This is a genomic window from Dictyobacter sp. Z7_2 (assembly GCF_057551105.1).
Genome location: NZ_BAAJPE010000001.1, coordinates 189,546 through 209,765, shown reverse-complemented (window position 1 = coordinate 209,765; position 20,220 = coordinate 189,546). Strand labels below are relative to the sequence as shown.

At 48.6% G+C, this 20,220-nt stretch carries 17 protein-coding genes and 2 pseudogenes; 14 read left to right on the top strand and 5 right to left on the bottom strand.

All coding sequences use genetic code 11. The features are described 5' to 3' along the window. Positions 1–33: 33 nt before the first annotated feature. The 4 genes from AC27N8_RS00895 to AC27N8_RS00880 all read left to right on the top strand — a co-directional run bounded on the left by AC27N8_RS00895 (position 34) and on the right by AC27N8_RS00880 (position 4,459). A complete protein-coding gene (locus tag AC27N8_RS00895; RefSeq protein WP_487063001.1) occupies positions 34–1,383 on the top strand; it encodes an outer membrane protein assembly factor BamB family protein in 1,350 nt (449 codons plus the stop codon). Positions 1,384–1,630: 247 nt separating this feature from the next. Continuing rightward, a complete protein-coding gene (locus AC27N8_RS00890; protein WP_487062999.1) occupies positions 1,631–2,632 on the top strand; it encodes an aldo/keto reductase in 1,002 nt (333 codons plus the stop codon). Between the two features lie 38 nt (positions 2,633–2,670). Continuing rightward, a complete protein-coding gene (locus tag AC27N8_RS00885) occupies positions 2,671–3,264 on the top strand; it encodes a TetR/AcrR family transcriptional regulator (RefSeq protein ID WP_487062997.1) in 594 nt (197 codons plus the stop codon). 454 nt (positions 3,265–3,718) lie between these two features. After that, positions 3,719–4,459 (top strand): adenylate kinase, encoded by a 741-nt coding sequence (locus AC27N8_RS00880; RefSeq protein WP_487062995.1) that lies wholly within the window; start codon positions 3,719–3,721, stop codon positions 4,457–4,459. Positions 4,460–4,655: 196 nt separating this feature from the next. Here the strand turns inward: AC27N8_RS00880 and AC27N8_RS00875 are convergent. Next, positions 4,656–4,850, bottom strand: a pseudogene (locus tag AC27N8_RS00875) (LLM class flavin-dependent oxidoreductase); the annotation flags it as partial. A gap of 589 nt (positions 4,851–5,439) precedes the next feature. On the opposite strand from AC27N8_RS00875, the gene AC27N8_RS00870 reads away from it, so the two are divergent. After that, positions 5,440–5,988 (top strand): dihydrofolate reductase family protein, encoded by a 549-nt coding sequence (locus AC27N8_RS00870; RefSeq protein ID WP_487062993.1) that lies wholly within the window; start codon positions 5,440–5,442, stop codon positions 5,986–5,988. Positions 5,989–6,147: 159 nt separating this feature from the next. On the opposite strand, the gene AC27N8_RS00865 is transcribed toward AC27N8_RS00870, so the two are convergent. After that, positions 6,148–7,479 (bottom strand): extracellular solute-binding protein, encoded by a 1,332-nt coding sequence (locus AC27N8_RS00865; RefSeq protein WP_487062991.1) that lies wholly within the window; start codon positions 7,477–7,479, stop codon positions 6,148–6,150. Positions 7,480–8,292: 813 nt separating this feature from the next. Here AC27N8_RS00865 and AC27N8_RS00860 point away from each other — a divergent pair. The 4 genes from AC27N8_RS00860 to AC27N8_RS00845 are packed head-to-tail and all read left to right on the top strand — an operon-like array spanning position 8,293 to position 12,240. Beyond that, positions 8,293–8,835 carry a MauE/DoxX family redox-associated membrane protein gene (locus AC27N8_RS00860; RefSeq protein WP_487062989.1) on the top strand — a complete coding sequence of 181 codons (543 nt, stop codon included), beginning with the start codon at positions 8,293–8,295 and terminating at the stop codon, positions 8,833–8,835. Between the two features lie 16 nt (positions 8,836–8,851). After that, complete coding sequence (locus tag AC27N8_RS00855) at positions 8,852–9,394, top strand: TlpA family protein disulfide reductase (protein WP_487062988.1); 543 nt, start codon at positions 8,852–8,854, stop codon at positions 9,392–9,394. Positions 9,395–9,414: 20 nt separating this feature from the next. Continuing rightward, positions 9,415–10,368: a signal peptidase I gene (gene lepB / locus AC27N8_RS00850; RefSeq protein ID WP_487067878.1), complete on the top strand. Its 954-nt coding sequence runs from the start codon at positions 9,415–9,417 to the stop codon at positions 10,366–10,368. Positions 10,369–10,410: 42 nt separating this feature from the next. Further along, the gene (locus tag AC27N8_RS00845; RefSeq protein ID WP_487062986.1) at positions 10,411–12,240 is read left to right on the top strand and encodes an ABC transporter ATP-binding protein; all 1,830 of its coding nucleotides are present in this window, start codon (positions 10,411–10,413) and stop codon (positions 12,238–12,240) included. Here AC27N8_RS00845 and AC27N8_RS00840 read toward each other — a convergent pair. Both AC27N8_RS00840 and AC27N8_RS00835 read right to left on the bottom strand, forming a co-directional pair. Beyond that, positions 12,228–12,359 (bottom strand): annotated as a pseudogene (locus AC27N8_RS00840) (HAMP domain-containing protein); the annotation flags it as partial. The gene AC27N8_RS00845 and the pseudogene AC27N8_RS00840 sit on opposite strands and share 13 nt — an antisense overlap. A gap of 247 nt (positions 12,360–12,606) precedes the next feature. Then, the gene (locus tag AC27N8_RS00835) at positions 12,607–13,641 is read right to left on the bottom strand and encodes an LLM class flavin-dependent oxidoreductase (RefSeq protein ID WP_487062984.1); all 1,035 of its coding nucleotides are present in this window, start codon (positions 13,639–13,641) and stop codon (positions 12,607–12,609) included. 379 nt (positions 13,642–14,020) lie between these two features. Here AC27N8_RS00835 and AC27N8_RS00830 point away from each other — a divergent pair, with 379 nt between their 5' ends. Beyond that, positions 14,021–14,551 (top strand): GNAT family N-acetyltransferase, encoded by a 531-nt coding sequence (locus AC27N8_RS00830; protein ID WP_487062982.1) that lies wholly within the window; start codon positions 14,021–14,023, stop codon positions 14,549–14,551. 35 nt (positions 14,552–14,586) lie between these two features. Here AC27N8_RS00830 and AC27N8_RS00825 read toward each other — a convergent pair whose 3' ends face one another. Continuing rightward, positions 14,587–16,113, bottom strand: a complete 1,527-nt coding sequence (locus AC27N8_RS00825; protein ID WP_487062980.1) for a serine/threonine-protein kinase — start codon at positions 16,111–16,113, stop codon at positions 14,587–14,589. A gap of 746 nt (positions 16,114–16,859) precedes the next feature. Here AC27N8_RS00825 and AC27N8_RS00820 point away from each other — a divergent pair. The 4 genes from AC27N8_RS00820 (at position 16,860) to AC27N8_RS00805 (ending at position 20,143) form a co-directional block, all read left to right on the top strand. Continuing rightward, positions 16,860–17,564, top strand: a complete 705-nt coding sequence (locus AC27N8_RS00820) for an N-acyl homoserine lactonase family protein (protein WP_487062978.1) — start codon at positions 16,860–16,862, stop codon at positions 17,562–17,564. A 171-nt stretch (positions 17,565–17,735) separates the two neighbouring features. Continuing rightward, entirely contained in the window at positions 17,736–18,062 is a 327-nt protein-coding gene (locus AC27N8_RS00815) for a hypothetical protein (RefSeq protein WP_487062976.1), read from the top strand. Positions 18,063–18,103: 41 nt separating this feature from the next. After that, entirely contained in the window at positions 18,104–18,703 is a 600-nt protein-coding gene (locus AC27N8_RS00810; protein ID WP_487062974.1) for an ArsR/SmtB family transcription factor, read from the top strand. Positions 18,704–18,778: 75 nt separating this feature from the next. Then, positions 18,779–20,143, top strand: a complete 1,365-nt coding sequence (locus tag AC27N8_RS00805) for an alpha/beta fold hydrolase (protein ID WP_487062972.1) — start codon at positions 18,779–18,781, stop codon at positions 20,141–20,143. The last annotated feature ends 77 nt before the right edge of the window (positions 20,144–20,220 follow it).

Genomic DNA, 20,220 nt, shown 5'->3' with positions numbered 1-20,220 from the left:
AAGAGAAAATAGCTATGTAAAATAAGGAATGGTATGAGTAGCAATTTTCATGACGATAATGATAATGGCGACCTGATCTTTCAGGATTTGAAGCCAGAAAAGCCAGCAAATGCATTCCAAAGGCGCATAATCCATCTACAGCGAAACTGGCCTTCTTATTGGAACACGCGTCATCGTTTTATTGTGCTCATTGTGATCAGCAGCCTACTTATCTCCTTGCTGGTATTTGAAATCACGCATACGCCAATCCAACATCCTGTGGTGACCCCCACGATCCCAAATACGCACACGGCCGTGACGATAGAACAGATACTTCCTGTCGAGCAGGTGATGTACATCATTCTGCATAATCCCTCGACGAACCTTGGAACCCTTGAAGCGATCAACACGAACTCCGGAAGGGTTATTTGGGCATACGCCAACCATAACACGGAAGAGATCACACTCGCAGGAAAGATTCTTTATATTCAAACCGATCAGGGCCTTGTCGCACTCAATGCGATAACCAGAGCAGCGCTTTGGGAAAACCACGACACCAGTGACTTTGGCACCTGGCAAATAGATCAAAATATCCTCTTTACGTCAAACGCGAACAGCATCATTACCGCCTACAATGGTAGGACTGGCATACAACTCTGGCAAATTTATGAGCCGTTGAACTCGTGGCGCGTGATCGATGGCATCTTTTATGGGATCTTGACCCAACATTTGGGATTGATTGTAGTGAACGCGCACAATGGGAAACTGCTCTGGCATAATGTAAGCATCTCGCAACAATTTCAAGAGCCGATTATGGCAATACAGAACGGGACGTTGTATATCCAAAATCATACACATTCCATGCTGCAAGCATTTGTTGGAGCCAGCGGCAAGCTGCGCTGGCAGATCGATACACATGGAATAGATTTTGCGCCTACCGTCTCCAATGATTTTCTGTTTCTCTCCGCTATAACTTCCTCGCAAGTAGAGGTCGTCAATAGTCAGACAGGCGTTCTGCTCTGGCAGCGTCCGGGCACACTCACAGGTCTTATAGAGAATGCCAATCAAGCAGCCATTTCATCACCCTTAAAGAACGAAACGGATATTATTCGTACAAGTGATGGTATTATCCTTTACCAACTGCTCCTGCTCCACGCTGTAAACTCGCTGCACCCCCTGGCCAATGGCATTGTACTCTGTACAAATCGCCCCGACAGTACAGAGGGCGTGAGCTTTCATATCGAAGCCATTCAGTTAAAAAGTGGAACGACTCTCTGGAGTAGCCAGATAAATAATATAGAGTATCTACAAAATAATACCGTAGCCATTGTATCTAACAACAGCAACACGCTGCTCCTGCGCCGTGCCGATACCGGCCAGATGCTCTGGCAGGACCAATTCTAAGCCCCAGGGAGCATGCCATCCCTCTAGCGCTTCCGCATATGTGACCAAATACTCTTGCTATGCCTGTTGCAATTGATAGTGGGCTTCTCAGCGCCAAATCTTTGGGCGTAATGACAGATATCTAATGACAGATATTGATTTTTGTCATTCCATGGCATATACTACCAGTATCGATGAAGGATAAATACCCTTTGATAAGAAACTTTCACTGTGCATATTTTAAAGTATATAATGAGGAGCGGTAAAAATGATTACACGTTCATTGGGAACACAGGGTCCTCAAGTTTCGGCCATTGGTCTGGGCTGCAATGGCATGTCTGATCCGCCGGAAGCGGCAGATGAGGCTGAAAGTATCGCGACGATCCACGCTGCGCTCGATGCTGGCATCACATTACTCGATACAGCTGATTTCTACGGGATGGGTCATAATGAGATGCTGATACGTGAGGCTTTGCGCGGACGCCGGCGTGAACAGGCTTTTATCAGCGTGAAGTTCGGAGGGTTGCGCGCTCCTGATGGTGGTTGGGGTGGGGGCATTGATGGTCGCCCGGCGGCTGTCAAGAACTTTCTGGCTTATACGCTGCGCCGGCTTGGGACTGATTATGTTGATAACTATCGTCTGGCGCGTTTAGATGCTCAGGTGCCAATTGAGGATACGGTTGGTGCGATTGCGGATATGGTCAAGGCTGGATACGTTCGTTCGATTGGGCTCTCCGAGGTTGGGTCTACTACGCTACGGCGTGCCCAGGCGGTCCATCCCATTTCCGATGTACAGCTTGAGTACTCATTGCTTTCACGCGATATCGAGGCAAGCATAATTCCTACCTGTCGCGAGCTTGGCATCGGTATCACGGCATATGCTGTCCTGTCACACGGCCTGCTGAGCGGACACGTCTCGAAGGAGAGTACACAGACGCCCGGTGATTTTCGCAGTTTTAGCCCTCGTTTTAGAGGTGCTAATCTTGAGCACAATCTTGCTCTGGTTGAAGCGTTGCGTCCGCTTGCCGAGGAAAAAGGTGCAACTGTCTCGCAGATCGCGATCGCCTGGGTGCTGACACGTGGACAGGATATTGTGGCTCTGGTTGGAGCACGGCGGCGCGATCGTCTCAGTGAGTCATTACAAGCACTTGACCTGGAACTGACGGCTGATGATCTGGCCCGCATCGAGCAGGCGATCCCGGCAGGTGCAGTCGCAGGGACACGCTATCCAGAACCATTTATGGCCTGGCTCGATAGTGAACAAGGTTGATAACCTGGCTCGATAGTGGGCGAGGTTGAGAGGAATACATGGTTAACGAAACGCTCACTCCCGAACGTATTCTCGAAGTGGCGGAAGAGGTGCTCCGCCGCTTCGGGCCTGCCAAGATGACTGTCGTCGATGTTGCTCGTGCTCTTGGTGTGAGTCATGGTAGCATCTATCGGCACTATTCGAGCAAAGCGGCACTCCTCGATGCTATTGCGGCGCACTGGCTGAATAAAAAATTGGTGCCGTTGGCTGCGATAATGAAGGAAGATGGACCGGCTCCGGAGCGTCTATGGCGCTGGCTCAATCTTATGTTTTCCAGCAAACGGCAGTATGTGCTTGAAGAACCAGAACTGTTTGCATCATACAAGGAACTGGTGAGCGAGACAAGTAATGCCGCGAGGGTACACGTTGAGTGCCTTGTCGAGCAAATCGCACAGATTATTCGTGATGGGGTCGCTCAGGGAGCGTTTACCACGAATGATCCCGTCGTTGCTGCTCGGGCGGTATTCGACGCCACATATCGCTTCCACAATCCACTTCTCGCCTTCAACTGGTCTGATCCAGATATCGATGCAGCCTTCGCTGGTGTCTGGTCCCTGATACTGGTTGGCCTTGGCACGCGCAATAATGCGTGACAAGGCCAACCATTTATAGACGACAAGCCAACTTCTCTCTGGCATCATAAATTTGCCCTTGCTTAAAGTCTGTAAAATTTGCTTCTCTTCAATAGTCCTCTAGTCGAGATCTGAATAGCGTTATTCGAGCGAGCTGTATGCTGCAAGAGGTGCAAAAGTGGTGATAGAATTTTGATTAGAAAAGAGGAAACAGGGAGAAGAAGGTTGCAAAATTGGCGGCACAGAACGTGCGGAAGAATCCCAAATATGGGGAATTTCAAAATGAATGACGGACTCACTTTTGGACCCGACCAGAGTCGCGATAAAGTTCATCGTTAGCGATGTTAGTTACTATGCGGTCGGGCTGTGACTTGTCTGTGAGATATTGATTAGCTTTGTGATAAGGACGTAAGATTGATGAGGTATGTTTCATGAAGAAAAGAGTGAGATGAGATAGGACTAATAGGAGGGAAAAGTGGAGATTCTTCTGCTCGGCGCACAAGCATCAGGAAAAGGTACACAGGCTGAAATGCTCACACGGTTACTGGGCATCCCCCATATTTCCAGCGGTGACCTTTTTCGTGAAGAGATCGAAAAACAGACGGCGCTAGGGATGTTTGTGCAATCATACCTTTATCGTGGTGAGTTGGTTCCTGATGATCTTGTTGTGACCATGATCTTGCATCGTTTGCAGCAACCAGATTGCCAGACTGGCGTGCTCCTGGATGGTTTTCCTCGTACACTGACTCAAGCCAAAGCTCTGGATGATGGGATTCATGTATGCAACAAACAGGTCGATCTGGTGATATATTTGAAGGTGCCTCGCGAGGATTTATTCCAACGGATTACAGGGCGTTTCATTTGTAAAGCACATCAACAGCACGTCTATAATATTGCTTCTTGCCCTCCAAAAACGCCGGGGAGATGTGATATAGATGGAAGCGAACTCTTCCAACGTTCCGACGATCTTGGAGAGGCGGTTCAACATCGACTCGAGGTTTTTTTTACACAGACTCTCCCTTTGCTGGACTATTATGGTCGGCAAGGAAAGGTGCGAGAAGTCAATGGGAATCAGTCGATCGAGAAGGTGCATCAAGATATTGTAGCTGCAATTTCTGCAACAGAGCAATCCTTGCATCCTTGGCCTGAATATTCGCCAGGCTCACCCCATCCACTCGGATCGCCCATTTTGCCGGGTATTAGACATTTTTTCTAGATGTTCTAATGTGCTTCTGCTATTTCTTGTTTGCTGAGTGATTGAATGGCGATAGTGGCGATAATCTGGCGAGAGAGGGAGTTGTAGAGGCGTCGATCTGTTGGAGGATACTGGAAGACTAGATGTGGCGGCAGGATGAGGTCGTGGGGCAGACACCGTTGCAAGGTCTGGTCTCCGCGACCATGTGAGGCGAAGGTCAGACAGCGCGTTGCCAGCCGATCGCTGGCGCGATGTGCTCGACAATGGTGGTGAGCAAGTGGATGTTGTAGTCCACACCGAGGGGGGTTGGGACCGTGAGCAGCAAGGTGTCGGCCTCGCGAACAGCAACGTCCTTGGCGAGTTGTTCCGCGATGACGTCCGGTTCGCCAGCATAGGTCTTGCCGAACCGCGACTGTGGGTTGCCAATATCCGGTAAGATGCCAATGAATACTCCAAGGCAGCAACAATTTCATCAATATGGTTGCGTGCTGTATTATACACGACATTCAATTCCACTGCTAGACGCTGAATATCTCCGCTTCATCTCAGATCTTAGCAGATTGGATGCGTGGCCATGAGGCTACTTTTGCCTTGCCTGTTTAGTCATGGTCATGCGGAGCTTGATATTGAGGAGTTTCTGTTACCTTTTCTGGGAATGGGTGCTGACTGTAGGGAGAGAAGAGCAAGATAGGAGAAGTTTTTTCAAAGGGAACGAGGTAAGATTGGGAGAAGGAAACATCCACGTATGCTCTAGAGGTGTTATGGGAAACGTTATTATCGGAACAACAATGTTGCTGGACGGGTTTATGAATGACCGCAATGGAGACATAAGCTGCCTGTATCCTGATCTTGAGGATCAGATGCATCAGGCAGCCCAAGCGTGGGGCGTTCATGAGCACCCTAAAAACCAATTGCGATAGAAAATCAGTCGATCTCGCTACAACCGATTGCATAACGCAATCAGAACCGCGCGGATGTGCCGCGTGAAGAAAGGAAGTGATATGGCGAAGCTCGTGTTCGGAATGAACCAGTCCCTGGACGGCTATGTCGACCATATGGCGTTTGCGCCAAGTCCCACGCTTTTCCGCTACTTCATCGAGGAGGCTCAGGGGCAGGCGGGCAGTGTCTACGGTCGCCAAATGTATGAGGTCATGCGTTTCTGGGATGATGATCATCCTGAATGGGATGCAGAGGAACACGCCTTCGCGGTGGCGTGGCGGAACCAGCCGAAATGGGTCGTCTCGCGCTCGTTGAAGTCGGTCGGCCCCAACGCCAGGCTTGTTGAGGGTGACCTTGAGCTCGCGATCCGCGAGCTCAAGGCTGAGCGCGACGGGGAGATCGAAGTTGCTGGCCCGAACTTGGCGCATAGCCTCACCGAACTTGGCCTGATCGATGAGTATCGAATCTACCTGCACCCCGTCGTACTTGGTCACGGCAAGCCATATTTCGCCGGACCCCGACCGCCACTCCGCCTTATGACTCATGATCGGATTGGCGAGGATGTGATCAGGTTGAACTACGTCCCTGCTTCCTCTGAAACAATGGCATAGTATGCATGTGGGCTGCCTGTCTCCATTTTGTGCGTGAGAGTTCAGTGTCATTGTGCTGTTCATATAGACATGTTCGCTGAACTCTTCCCTGTTGACACTATTACTGATCCGTACCACGAGGACCGCATATCTATTGACAGAGCGGCGCTTCTGGGCATATTAAGACATGTCGGCCTTACATAATTCGGCCATATGTGGTACGGTTGCGGCTGCGGTGCTCTGTCCATTCAGGACGCTGATATAACTACTCGTGATATCCTCGGAGCACGGCTTCCAGACAAACGCAACCGAGGCGACGTAGGTATGCGGTAGTTGCGTCAGGCCAACTTTGCTGGCAGGATTCTGAGCATAATAGTGCTGCAAGCTCTGACTATTATAGGCGCTCTGCCGTATAGGCAGAGTGCCTGTCTGCGGTACAAAAGAGATACTCGACGCGGTACTTGTAAGGAACTTCATGAAGTCCCAGGCAGCGTTGCGTGTATCGGCGCTGACACCACTGAACAAGGCCAGGTTGTTTCCAGAGAGTGTCGTGAACTGGCCAGCTGGACCTCCGGGAAAGGCGACTGCATGAACGTCAAATGTGCCGCCGTCATGTGCTTTGAGAAATGGATAACTGGCGCTTGTACCTAATGCGAAGGCTGCTTTCTGGCTCGTAAAATCGTTTTGCCAGTTATATCCAGTGGTGATGTGTATGGCCCTTGTTTTTGCCAGTGGTGCGAACAGATCAAGTGCCTGCTGAGCATATTGTGTGTCGCTCCCCTGATCAAAGAGCGTGGATTGAGAATCTGATGAGAGGAAGTTTTTGCCGCCCAGATCTTTGAAGATCGTAGCCCATTCATTCGTGCTTGGAGTCAGAGACAATCCCCACTGTGAGCCGTCAGATTTCGTGAGTTTCTGAATATCGGTCACAAAGTCAGTCAGCGTCGTTGGCGGCTGCATGTTGTTTTTCTTCAGGAGGGTGGCATTATAGTACAGAACGTCATCACTTTTGTTAAAGGGCAACGCATATTGCTCACCATCAACCTGACCATCTTTCAGAAGTGGTGCATAAAAGTCTGATAGGTCCGACTGGTTCAGCCCATTTTTTCCGGTAATATATGGTTTGAGGGGAACGATACCACCGTCGTCCTGATACAATGCCCCCCAGATGTCATCGACTTGCACGATGGCTGGTGCCTGTGTGGTTGCAGTCGCTGCGTTTATTTGTTCCCCCAACGTGTTGGAGTCGTATGACTGTATGTTGATTTTGACATTTTTATGAGCATTGGTATATTGCTTCACCAGGCTGGTCAGGGCAGTTTTATTGGCGTCTGTATCCAAAGCCTCCCAGAAGTTCACTATGTACTGTTTGTGTGGGTCCAGGACTCCAGGATTGGGGCCAGGATTACTCTTCGTGATCGTGCTTGTGCTCGTGCCAGGTAGACTACACCCCGATAAGATAACGAGCATCACTGCACATGCAGACAACACGTATGATAATTTATTCTTCATAAAAATCTTTCCTTCAATAACAGAACTAATAGCCTGGTATATATTCAGTGGATAAAAAGGTCGTACGACCCGCTGAATAGATGTGTTCAAGAGCTCTCTCTATTCATGCGAGAGAATCCTTTCTTCACGGTCTTTTGTTATGTGCTGTCAATGAATCGAGTGCTTATTTATGAGTATAGATGAATGCTTCTCAAATGCCATCATGAGAAAGTATGATTTTTTCTCCCTCGCAAGAGGGAGAGAGCCATTCATGCGGCCTCGGTCGAAGACGCGATCCACGTCATTGAAGCTGGTGGCTTGAGTACAACAGGGTGAAGCTGTCTTAGCGCTTTTCTTGATATTTATGAGCCAGGGTAGCTTTTACTGCAAGGATATTCACTACAATACACTTTTTTGAGGGGAGAGTAGTACTTAGGTAGGGAAAGTGCAACATTTTGTTTATTATTGCGACTAATAGGAGTAGGATTAAATGAGTAGCCTTCTTCCCTTGAAATGTATATAGGTTATACAAGCACTTCAAGTGAAGGATTTGTACGAAAGGGAAAACATATGTCTACTTTGTTGTCAAAAATTGACCATCTCATGCATAAATCCGGCCCGCTAAATACGCTGATTGCTGCGATTAGTGAACGTATCCTTCCGTCGGAAGTTGCTCTTGCCAGCGGTTATGCCTATTATAAGTGTGGAACAGTCGCTTGCGGCCAGGGAGGGATTTACTATGGGAAATATTTGTGCCTTCATGTTGAAGGAACAAGCAGCAGTCATGACACATGCACTTACTACAATTGCAGCTGCTAATCAGTTTTTGCTTGTATGAACATGTATTCCTATGCGCTTGTTTTTTGTCAGATGGCAACAGGATTCCTGTTTTTCGTATCCCTGGGTGGCAAACTGCACAATATCGCAGCCTTTCAACAGACTATCAGGAATTTCCGAATAATTCCTGCTTCTTTTAGCGCCAGTGCAACTTTCCTTGTAATTGGCGCAGAATGTCTAATTATGCTTTGCATGCTTTTTGGAGGAATATTTCTCTTGCCTGGCTTTCTGCTTGCGGGTGTATTACTTGTATCTTTTTCTTGTTTGTTTGCTGTGGTCATAAAGAGGAAGATGAGTATTTCCTGCAATTGCTTTGGTGTTCATGAAAAAGCTATCACGATCATTGATATCTGGCGGAATGGAGGATTTCTTCTCTGTGTGCTCTGCGGTGTTGCCACTTGCTTGTTGCTTCATGGGAGTAAGCAGTCGCTCAACTGGAGCGACTGCTTACTGCTGGGAATCGGGGCATGTGTTTTTGTCACTGTCTGGAGCCAATGTGGGGAGATTGCACGTTTGATACAGAATAACCCTCATGCCTGAATGAAAGGATTTTTTCTTGCAAAACTTCTTTATTGGTGGTTTTATCATATTGGTATGTATTGTTCTGCTCAATCTCTTGCTCACATTGGCGCTCATTCGTCGCGTCAATTTATTATCTTCGATGTCTTCTTTTCATCAAATGTCTTCACTCAGTGCTGGAACGCCAGCACCACCGTTCAGCGCTCAAACGCTTGAAGGGAAGCCGGTGACTCTGGATGATTATAAAGGGAGACCGCATCTCTTTGCCTTTGTTACTCCGGACTGTCCTGCTTGCCGTGATATGCTGCCCCTTCTCAATGGCTTGATGGCGTCTTCGTCGTCCACGACTGCGAAAGTCATTATTGTCTGTGGAGCGGATCGCGAGCAGGCTCATCAGATGGTAGAAGAATTTGATCTTTCCCTGCCGGTGATTACCGCTCCAGCAACGAGTAGTTCTTTTTTTGCAGATTATAAGATCACAGCCACGCCTTCTTTCTGCTTTTTCAATGAGAATGCCATTGTAACCAGTACTGGATCGCTGAGTCCCCTCAGTACAGAGTGGAAAACTCTCATTGCATAAAGGATTGAGGAGCTTTTGTGATGATCGTGATCTTGTGCGTCTGCATTGTTGTCTTCTGCTTATTATTACTGGCTTTTCTGCGTACCTCTTTCATCCTGGTAACAGTTCAAGGGCAGAGTATGTCTCCAGCGCTCAATCCTGGTGATCGTGTACTTGTACGACGTATCTGGAAGAGCGAAAAAATGAAAAAAGGGTGCATGATTATTTTTCAACAGACAGATGAGCATGATGAGTGCTCATCTGCATCCTTTCTGGTGATTAAGCGCGTCGTTGCCCTGGCAGGAGAATGCTATGCAGAGTCTGATACCTTCGAAACGTGTCGCAGAGCAATGAAAAGCAAAGAAGGGATCAGAACGTGGGATGTACCGAAAAGACACATCTTTGTGCGCGGTGATAATGCTGCTGCGAGTCGCGATTCACGTCATTGGGGACCAATTCCCTGTTCTTCTGTGCGAGGTATTGTGCTCCTCACCTTTAAAGCGAGCATTTCTAGTCGTTCTACGAGCCTAGATCCGATCAATATTGCTATTCTGCCACCCAAGCATAAGGCACCTAATTTTACCGTCGCGACGATTGATGGAACAAAGTTTTCTTTGCAAGATGTACGTGGACAGAAAATTGTATTGCTTTTTACTGCCTATCATACTATTGCTCAGCAAGAATTGCCTTTGATTCTCCAACAAGCGCAACATCTGGCTCATAAAGGATGCTGTTTCATGATTGTGTGCAATGAAACGCAGGAACGTGCTCGACAAATGGCGGCTGATTTGTCTATTAAGTTCCCCGTTCTTATCGCGCCACAAAGCGAATACTCTGTCTACAATGATTATCACATCCAGGTTACCCCTATGTATTATCTTATCGATGAGCAAGGCAAGATTGAAGCCGGCGGATCCCTGCCCCAAACATTCTCTGATTGGAGATATTTGTGCTCTGAAGAAAAAGATTGGAATACGCATCTCTCTGGCGAGTGATACACCAGCTATGCTCTCTGGAGATGGGCAAGAAAAGAATTTATGAATATATTTCGTCGTTGGTTGTATGCCAGCAAAGATGCTCTGTATACGCTTGGGAAAATCCTTGCCCTTGCCTGGCAAGCTGGTCCCATGCATCTCGTTTTTTTGGTGTTTCTGCAAGGGCTACAAGGGGTAATCCCATTGGCGAATGCCTGGATTACAAAAACATTATTTGATCTTCTGGCGCAAAATTTTCAAACCCACCTCTTCTCATGGGCTCAGGTGCTCTGGTTATTGATTGCTCAAGGGTTTATCTATCTGCTCAGCCAACTGCTTTCTCCGCTAACGATCTATCTCAGCGCCGATATCGGGCGTGAGCTGACAATGACTGTCAGACAGAGTATCTATCGCAAATTGAATACTTTGGAAGGGTTAGCCTGTTTTGAAGACCCAGCGTTTCATACGACAATTGAAATGACATCGCGTAACGTTGAGCTCGTTCCTGCACAGACACTTACTATCTTTATGAATTTGCTTCAATATGCAATCACGTTGCTGGCATTCTTTAGTATCCTTATGGAGCTCAGTCCCTGGCTAATACTCATTGTCTGTCTGTCGGTTGTGCCCCAGTTTCTGATCCAGATGAAGTTTGGTCAGCAGCGCTTTCAGCTTCTTTTTAGCAATAGTGGGAAGGAGCGTCGTGCATCCTATTACGGTCAGGTCCTCTCATGGGTTGCCTTTGCGAAAGAAGTTCGGCTCTTTCAAGTGGGTGGATATTTTTTGGAAAAATTTGTCACTACTATGCGTGAAATTCATCACTCGCAACGTAAACAGCAACAGCGAGAACTACTCTGGCAAATGCTTTTGGCCTTGTTCGCAAGTCTTGCTGCAACGGGGGCATTTTTTTTGGCCTTGTTCCAGGCTTTTCTTGGCAGCGTGAGTATTGGCGATATTGCGCTCTATCTGAATGCTGTTACAAGTGTCCAGGTGGCTCTGGAAAGTGGTGCAGTATCGCTCTCTCAGGTAAATAGTAGTCTTTTGTTCTTTCATCAATATGATCAACTCATGAATATGGAACAGCCACTGACCATGGCCAGCCAGCCGCGAACGATTTTTCCATTGGAAGATGGTATTACGCTGGTCGATGTTTCTTTCCGTTATAGCGATCAGCATCCCTGGATATTACGTCATGTGAATCTTTTTATCTCAGCTCATCGCTGTCTTGCACTGGTTGGCCTGAATGGGGCTGGCAAGACAACCCTGGTCAAGCTTCTGACACGTTTGTATGATCCCACAGAAGGTCGGATTCTCTGGGATGATGTTGATATCCGCGAATTTTATGTTGACGAATACCGTCAGCATATAAGCGCTATTTTCCAAGATTTTGCTCATTATGAGCTTTCTGCTTATGAAAATATTGGCCTGGGAAATCTCAGATGTAGTGAGCCGCAACAACACATCTATCGGGCAGCAAAACAGGCCGGTATTCATAATCGTATTAAAGCTCTTCCTGATGGATATCAATCCATATTGAGCCGCTGGCTTGCGGAAGAACAGGAAGGCGTTGATCTTTCAGGTGGCGAGTGGCAGAAATTGGCTCTAGCCCGTATGTTTATGCGCGATACAGATATGCTCATCTTAGATGAGCCGACAGCGGCTCTTGACGCACAGGCCGAATATGAATTGTACCAACAATTTCGTCTCCTGGTACAAGGACGCACAAGTATTCTTATCACGCATCGTTTTAGTACCATTCGTATGGCAGATGAAATTGCCGTTCTTGAGCAGGGAACTATTCACGAAGTTGGTACACATGAGACGCTTCAGGCAAAGAACGGATTATATGCGAAACTGTATCATATGCAGGCTGAGAAGTATCAGTCATCCTGAATAAGCAGCAGCTCGTTGAAAGCAGAGCATAATTCCCCCAACTCATTGCTCCCTTGATAGGTAACCGTGAAGCCTAAATCTTGTTGACGAATCTTCTCAACGGTTAGCATAAGTTCATCTACAGGTTGGCTTGAATTGGGACATAAGCATACCTTCGTCTCGTCTCGGGAGACAGGGAAGTGACGGAAGAAACAGGGCTACCCTTGGACGCAATGGCAATAGTGGCGGTAATCTGGTGAGAGAGGGAGGTTGTAGAGGAGTTGATCTGTTGGAGGATACTGGAAGACCAGATGTGGCGGCAGGATGAGGTCGCGGGGTAGACACCGTTGCAGGGGGTCTGGTCTCCGCGACCATGTGAGGTGAAGGTCAGACGGCGCGTTGCCAGCCGATCGCTGGCGCGATGTGCTCGACAATGGTGGTGAGCAGGTGGATGTTGTAGTCCACACCGAGGGTGTTTGGGACCGTGAGCAGCAAGGTATCGGCCTCGCGAACAGCAACGTCTTTGGCGAGTTGTTCCGCGATGACGTCCGGTTCACCAGCATAGGTCTTGCCAAACCGCGACTGTGGATTGCCGATATCCGGTAAGATGCCAATCTGGTCCGTGGAGTGGCGCTCATTCCCGAACAGCGCCTCGTCGAAATCATTGACGATGGGGAGCACGCTGCGACTGACGGAGACGCGAGGTTCGTGCTGCCAACCTGCATCTTGCCACGCCTGGCGGAAAATGGCAATTTGCTCGGCCTGGAGCTCGTCGAAGGGGACACCGGTGTCCTCGGTAAGCAACGTCGAGCTCATCAGGTGCATCCCCTGTTCTCCGGCCCAGCGGGCGGTCGCGCGGGTACCGGAGCCCCACCAGATACGCTCTTTGAGCGCAGGAGACTGTGGCTGGATTGGCAGCAATTGCGACCGTCCGCCAGTCATTCGTGGATCCGACCTGACGATGCCGGTACCAGCAATGGCCTGGCGAAAGCGCTCTGTATGACGGTGGGCCATATCAGTTGGCGTCTCGCCAGTGGCGGGAACATAGCCGAACAGCTCAGGCCCGTTGAGGGCGTGCTCGGGTGAGCCGCGACTGACGCCGAGCTGTAACCTGCCAGCAGCAATGAGGTCGGTCTGAGCGGCTTCCTCGGCCATGTAGAGGGGATTCTCGTAGCGCATGTCGATGACAGCGGTCCCCATTTCGATCCGCTGCGTGCGTGCGGCGATTGCGGCGAGAACAGGGAATGGTGAGGCCTGCTGGCGGGCGAAGTGGTGGACGCGCAGGTACGCTCCGTCGAGGCCGATCTCCTCAGCCGCTACAGCGAGCTCAATGGTCTGGAGAATGGCGTCGCGAGCAGTGGGGACTGCCGATACGTGCCCGGACTGATAATGGCCAAAGGTGAGAAATCCTATGCGTTTCATGGCTGCTACATGCTCAACTTTCTCTGTCATGGGTCAGTGACGATGGGTTCAGGCGATGCGGATGGTCAGATTCGGGACAACTTACTGTTCTCCTGGTACGAGGTTCCACTGAAAATCGTTGACATGTGAATTTTCAGAAGCGCCCTCATACTCAAATGAATACTCCAAGGCAGCAACAATTTCATCAATATGGTTGCGTGCTGTATTATACACGACATTCAATTCCACAGCCACATGCTGGATATCCCCGCTTCATCTCAGACCTTCAAATATCGCCCCGACAGAGTAATACTTCAGGCGTTTTTAAGTATGCTGGACAATAGCTCGACATATATTGTTATTATGGGTATACTTCCATAAAGGAGAGAAAAGGATATTCATGATGCAGATACTAGAGACGGAACATCTCAAATTGCTTCCTTTTACGCTGGAGCTCAAGAGGGCAGTGATAGCTGATAGAGCGTTATTTGCTGAACTGATTGGAGTGCATGTTCCTGATTCCTGGCCGGGGCCTGATCTGGCAGATGCGTTATCGTTCTTTATAAAAGTAATGGAGAACGATCCAACGGGACGTGTCTGGGATGGAATCATCATCCATACAGCTGATCAGATTGCGATTGGTAGCATCGGTTTCCACGGCGAACCAGACGAAGCGGGCTTGCTCGAACTCGGCTATAGCATCATCCCCGAATATCGTGGGCGAGGGTATGCCACCGAGATGGCGCAGAGCATCATCGACTGGGCCTTTCGTACACAAAGGATCGAGGCGATCGTAGCAGAGTGCCTCGATGATAACATTGGCTCCATCAAAGTGCTCGAAAGGGTCGGGATGCAACGTCTTGAGCCAGATGGCAACATGCTCAAATGGAAACTTCAAGCACTCAAGGAACGTACTGACGCAGAAAATTGAGCAGCACCTATTATCAATTTTACAGTCCAGAACAGCTACCATTTTCGGCCCCGTGAGAATATATACATTATCGCACCCATCAGTATGGTAAATGCTCCTCCAATAAGATAGGAAACAAATTGACTACTGGACGCCAACCCAGCCAGGATGATAATAATGCCAAGTAGAATGATTGGAATACCAATATATTTACCGATGACCGATATCGTGCTTTTTGCCAACAGAAAAAGCCCTGGCAGCAGAAAAATTGAACTAAAAACATAGTCTCCAGCTGGATCACTTGTGCTCACATGATTTATTTGATTAAAAAAGGCGTCAGAAAAACTTACACTTCCTAAAAATGCCAGTACTATCCCAAAAATCATTCCCACAACCAACCAAAATCTGCGCCACGGTGCTGACTTATGCCTATTTGTAGGAGCAGATGCCAATGGAGAAGCAAAGGACATTTGCTGGGAAGATTGCTCCCGCCCTGGAGTTTCACGTATCCACTGTAACTCATGAAGTTGTGAATTATCATTTTGAGCAGATGCGGTAACCTGCTTATATACACGTACTGGTTCATCAATCTGTTTATATACAGATGGCTCCTTAGATAAAGTTTGTTCCCTTTGAGGAAGGGATGTTGACATATCGGATAGAGCAAGCTCGCGGAGCTTTTCTTGCACAACGTTCATGCTGGCTGGCCTCTCCTTTTCATCAAGTTTTGTCATCTGTGTGACCAAGTCGACAAGCCTGGCGGGGATATTCAGTTGATCAGCCATCAGAGGAGGAAGATGAAAAGGTGATAACGATGGATCATACCCTGATATCAGTTGATAAAGCAAAATACCAAGACTATAGATATCCGAGCGAGGAGTTGTCTGAGCACGTCCATATTGTTCGGGTGAAGCATAGCCAGCCGATCCATAGTTCGCAGTGTCTTTTGCCTGGCCCGGTTTGAAGTGACGCGCAATGCCAAAATCGATGAGATAGATATGACCTTCCGACGTGCGCATAATATTTGTTGGCTTCAGGTCACGGAAGATAATTGGTGGCTGATGCGAATGCAGATAACTAAGAACAGAACAGAGGGTTGTGGCAATGGAGAGTGTTTCCACGAGGGTAAGTTTTTTTTCTCTCACAACAAAATAGTCTTCAAGCGTCTGTCCCTCAATGTAACTCATCACAAGATACCAGCATTCCTGTTCCTCAAAATAATCATGGATACTGGGTAAATTTGGATGGGTGAGTCCAGCGAGCATATGTGCTTCACGTTTGAAGTTATCTGATGCGTCCACACTATCCTCTTTATTGAGATGTGTTCGATCTATCTCCTTGATCGCGACCAGACGGTTCCCTAACTGAACATCTTCAGCTTTATAAACAGTGCCCATCCCACCTTGACCGAGTGTGGTAACAATGCGATAACGTTGGTGAAGAAACTTTTGAGGTTCAGACGTAACGATGTGAGAAGCATGAGAAATCTCTTTACGGAGATATTCTCCGCAAAATTGACAATAAAGAGTATCTGCGCTATTTTCTGCGCCACAGTTATTACAAAAAAACGGAGAGGCATTCATAAACTTCGCTCCTATCTTGAGTAGAGCAATAAATAGATGTTATTCAATTCAAATAGACGTATTAATCTGGATAGTAAAATTCCGGCGTAATCTCGATATTGCTGATTCATCAGTAATAATAAAGTCAGCAGAGAAATTTGTAAAGGGGAATGAGCTCTAGAGCAGAGCTTTTTGATCTCCGATCTCCGATCCCCGATTGTATCAACAGCTTTGGCGTCTGGATCGCTCCCAGTGAGAGCATCACCTCAAGCCCAGTCCTCATGGTCGTGCCAGACACAATTGGTTCATCACTAAGCTCACCATCTGACTCCATAGTTCAAATTGTTCAGGCGTATGTACACGGGCATGGGTCCAGAGCGCGTGTCATTCCTCTTCTGGTATGCCCCGTGAACTTTCCCTTTGCGCACCTGCAGGTCCTCCCTACTGATGCAAAACCAATTGTATCTTGGCGGAACAAAGACACTGCGTTCTGGATAATGCTAACGATTTGGCCCTACTCCCAGATATTCTCCTGCCTAATTCTGCAGGACATCTGCTCCTGACCACTTACATGGCCAAAAGAGCAAGATTGGAGAAGTTTTTTGCTCAGGTTTGACGGTAGAATGTCTTGCATGCAATGAGGGAGCGGAAGACCTTTGTGCACAAGATCGATAGGCCTGATGGTTGCTTTCTGCTAATACTAGACCGGTATGAACGACAATATGATTGATATGATAGAGTACATATTTTAATTTGAGGAGGAGCTTATGAGCCAAAATACGATGAAGCATCTTTATCTGATGCAGGTTGGGTCCATGCCGGAATACCAGATTCCGATTGTGTGCTATCTGGTGCAAACGAGTGATGGCAAGAATATACTGGTTGACAGTGGTCTGCCGGAGAGTATGCCTGAAGGAGAATCGGAGTTCGAGAATGGGCAGGATGTTATCGAGCAGTTGGCGCGTATTGGCTTAAAACCGGAGAATATTGATATAGTTATTTCGACGCATTATGATATCGACCATGCCGGAAGACACGCGGCATTCACGAAGGCGCACTATATTGTTCAGCGTGTGCATCATTTGGATGCGGCGAGCAATCCACGTTTTGCTGCTAATCGACCCCAATGGGATCAGCCCATGGAGCGCATTCGGCTGGTGGATGGAGACACGGAACTGTTGCCGGGGCTGGAACTGATTGAGACGAGTGGGCATGTGCCGGGACATCAATCGGTGCTGGTGCGGTTGCCCAAAACGGGGGCGATTTTATTGCCGATTGACGCTGTACCCTTCAGCAAGAGCTTTACCCGTGACGAGCAGGACGACAGCAGCAACCCAGATGCCGAAGCGATCCGTATTAGTACGATGAAACTGCTTGATCTGGTCGAACGGGAGCATATCGGGCTGGTGATTTTCGGTCATGACAAGGAGCAGTGGGAAGGGCTGAAAAAGCTGCCTGAGTATTACGAGTGAGAATGCAAGTCCCCTTTTCCCGGTTCGAAGTTCTTGCAAAGAAGCATATCACATGGAGGGCCAAAAAACGCGTATGTGATAGGAGCTACTTGTTGTATAGAATAAATTGGTCTGTAGCGAATCGTGCTGCATAGCATATTCATAGCCTGCTCCAGTTCTTGAGGAAGAAGCATGATGATCATCTTGTCTGCTTCAAGTGTAATGCTTTTCATCAGCCTGGTTCGATGGTCCAGCCTCTTGATGCCGAGACTTTCGGTGGTACTGCTTGAGAGCCTGTTTGGGGGTATCGTAGCAAGGTGTGAGCACACCTCAAGTATGTATACCTCTAGATTTATCTCCCCCCTTAAAGAGCCCGCAAAGAAGACCCTCAAAGAACGTGGAGAGTCTGAAAGGGCTGAGACTGACAATACCGGCAATAATTTTCTGCGCTTGACAAAATCAGCATTACTTTGTATGATTGAACCAGTTCAAAAAATTGAACTGGTTCAAAATAGATAACTCCTGGAGAGGAGTTGCAAACCCGGGAACAAGGAACGACTATGGAAGACATCGCAGAGACCTTTCTTCTTGAGAGCCCTGAACAATTGCGTGCCATTGCTGACCCGCTGCGCATGCGGATTGTTGACCGCCTGGTCCGCAAGCCTATGACCCTGACCCATCTGGGTGGGGAATTAGGTCAGACGACAGCGAAAATGCATTACCATGTGCATGAACTGGAGCGGGCTGGTCTCGTCAAGCTGGTTGAGAAGCGCGAGCGAGGTGGTGTCCTCGAAAAATATTACCGGGCCGTCGCTAAAAACTTTCTCGCCTCCGACCTCTTGCGTTTCTCCACAGCTGGCGAGATAACTGCTCCTGTCAACGAGCTGCTGGATCAGGTGATTGAGGGTGTATCGCAGGTCTTTGCACGTCGAGCAGCCCATCCCGATACGCCAGAATCCCTCGCTCTCTCCAGCTACGTTCTCCGGCTCAATCAGGAAGATCTCCAGCAGTTGCGTCAGCAGATCAAGGCTCTGGTTGAGCCGTTCCACCAATCACAGAACAGGCCAGGAGAACGTGAGTGGGTGTTGCATCTCATTGCTCACACCGCGCCAACTCCCCAGGATGATCGGCCGGAAGAGCAATCTTCATCCCAAGAGTGACTCTTTTGTCTCTTCTTGCGTAAAAACTTCTTACTACAAAAAACATCTGAAATTTTCTATAGAAAAGGAGCTTCTATGACAAATTCTCAGGGAAAAACAGTACGAGCCAGATCATTTCATCATGTCATGCGGTCGATAGTAGGATGGTTTGTAATGGTACTGGCTATCATCTTCGGAGTTGTTGGCACGGTTGGGGCGTTCTTTGGTGCGGCCTATCTCCTGGATTCCAGCAGCCTGTTGTTCCTGATGGCCATTCTCGTGGGCCTGGGCATGACCTCTGGATTGGCGTGGATCGCCGCCAGGATACTTGCTCGTGCCAGGCGCGGGAGAATAGCTTTGAGTGTGGGAGTCGCAACGATGCTCGTTCTGGCTGTGGTCTCGTCTCTGACCATTTTGCAACCTATCGCTGACACTTCTCATATTCAGTCTCCACCACAAGCGCCGCCATCTGTTAGCTTTTGGGATCTTTCTACGGGATCGCACATCGCCTATGTGAAAATCTCTGCACAGGGGACTGCCAAAGCGACCCCTGTCATCAAGGTAGGCGGTGGACCAGGAGAAGCGGATGTCTATACAGGAGCAGGCGGAAGGTATCAGTCAGAGCATTTTGACTGGCTTACCCGGCTCGGCTACGACGTCTACATCTATGATCAAATCGGCAGTGGCTACTCTGCTCGCTTCGCTGATCCCGATCAGTATACGGTGGCTCGGCACGTCGCCGACCTGGAAGCGATTCGCCAGCGCATCGGGGTACAGCAGGTAATTCTCGATGGAGACTCATGGGGAGGGACGCTAACGGCGAATTATATGGCCGCCCACCCTGACCGCGTGGCGAAAGCTATCATAGAATCACCCAGCCCCATCAATCCTGCAGAGTGGCTGGGCGCGGACAGTGTCACACCTGCGACCCGTCTTTCAGCAGCGGATCAGCAGCGGTATAAAGCGCTCTTTAAGCAGCCGAGATTTCTGCTGTGGACGCAGTTGTTACAGATCAATCCCCTCGCTGCCCATAATCTGGTTTCTGATCAGGAAGCCGATGCGTTCATGGGAAAGATGTTCCAGTACAGTATCAAAGGAGTGAGCTGTAATCCTAATCAGATCCCCACGCTCCGCGAAATCCCACAGGGCTTTGGCTTCTACGACAACATCTTTACGACAAGTGATGCTCAGACAAAACATGCAGGACCAAACCCGCGCACCCTGCTGGCATCCAATCGCACGCCAACATTGTTGATGGTTGGAGGGTGCAACTACATCAAGTGGGATGTTATCTCTCAATATAAAACTACTCTGTCCAACTCCACCTTGCTGTACTTCCCTCATGCGGGACATGTCATCGATAGAGATCAACCAGATCTTTACCAGGCCTCTATTCGTGCCTTCCTGCTCGGTACACCCTTTCCATTGCGCCCGTATACAGGGACAAAGCCTCCAGCATGATTTTCACGAGAGTGGAAGAAGGCGAAAGGCGCAAGACCTTGCCACCTGAGATCCCCATTTTCAAAGCATCGGCGATA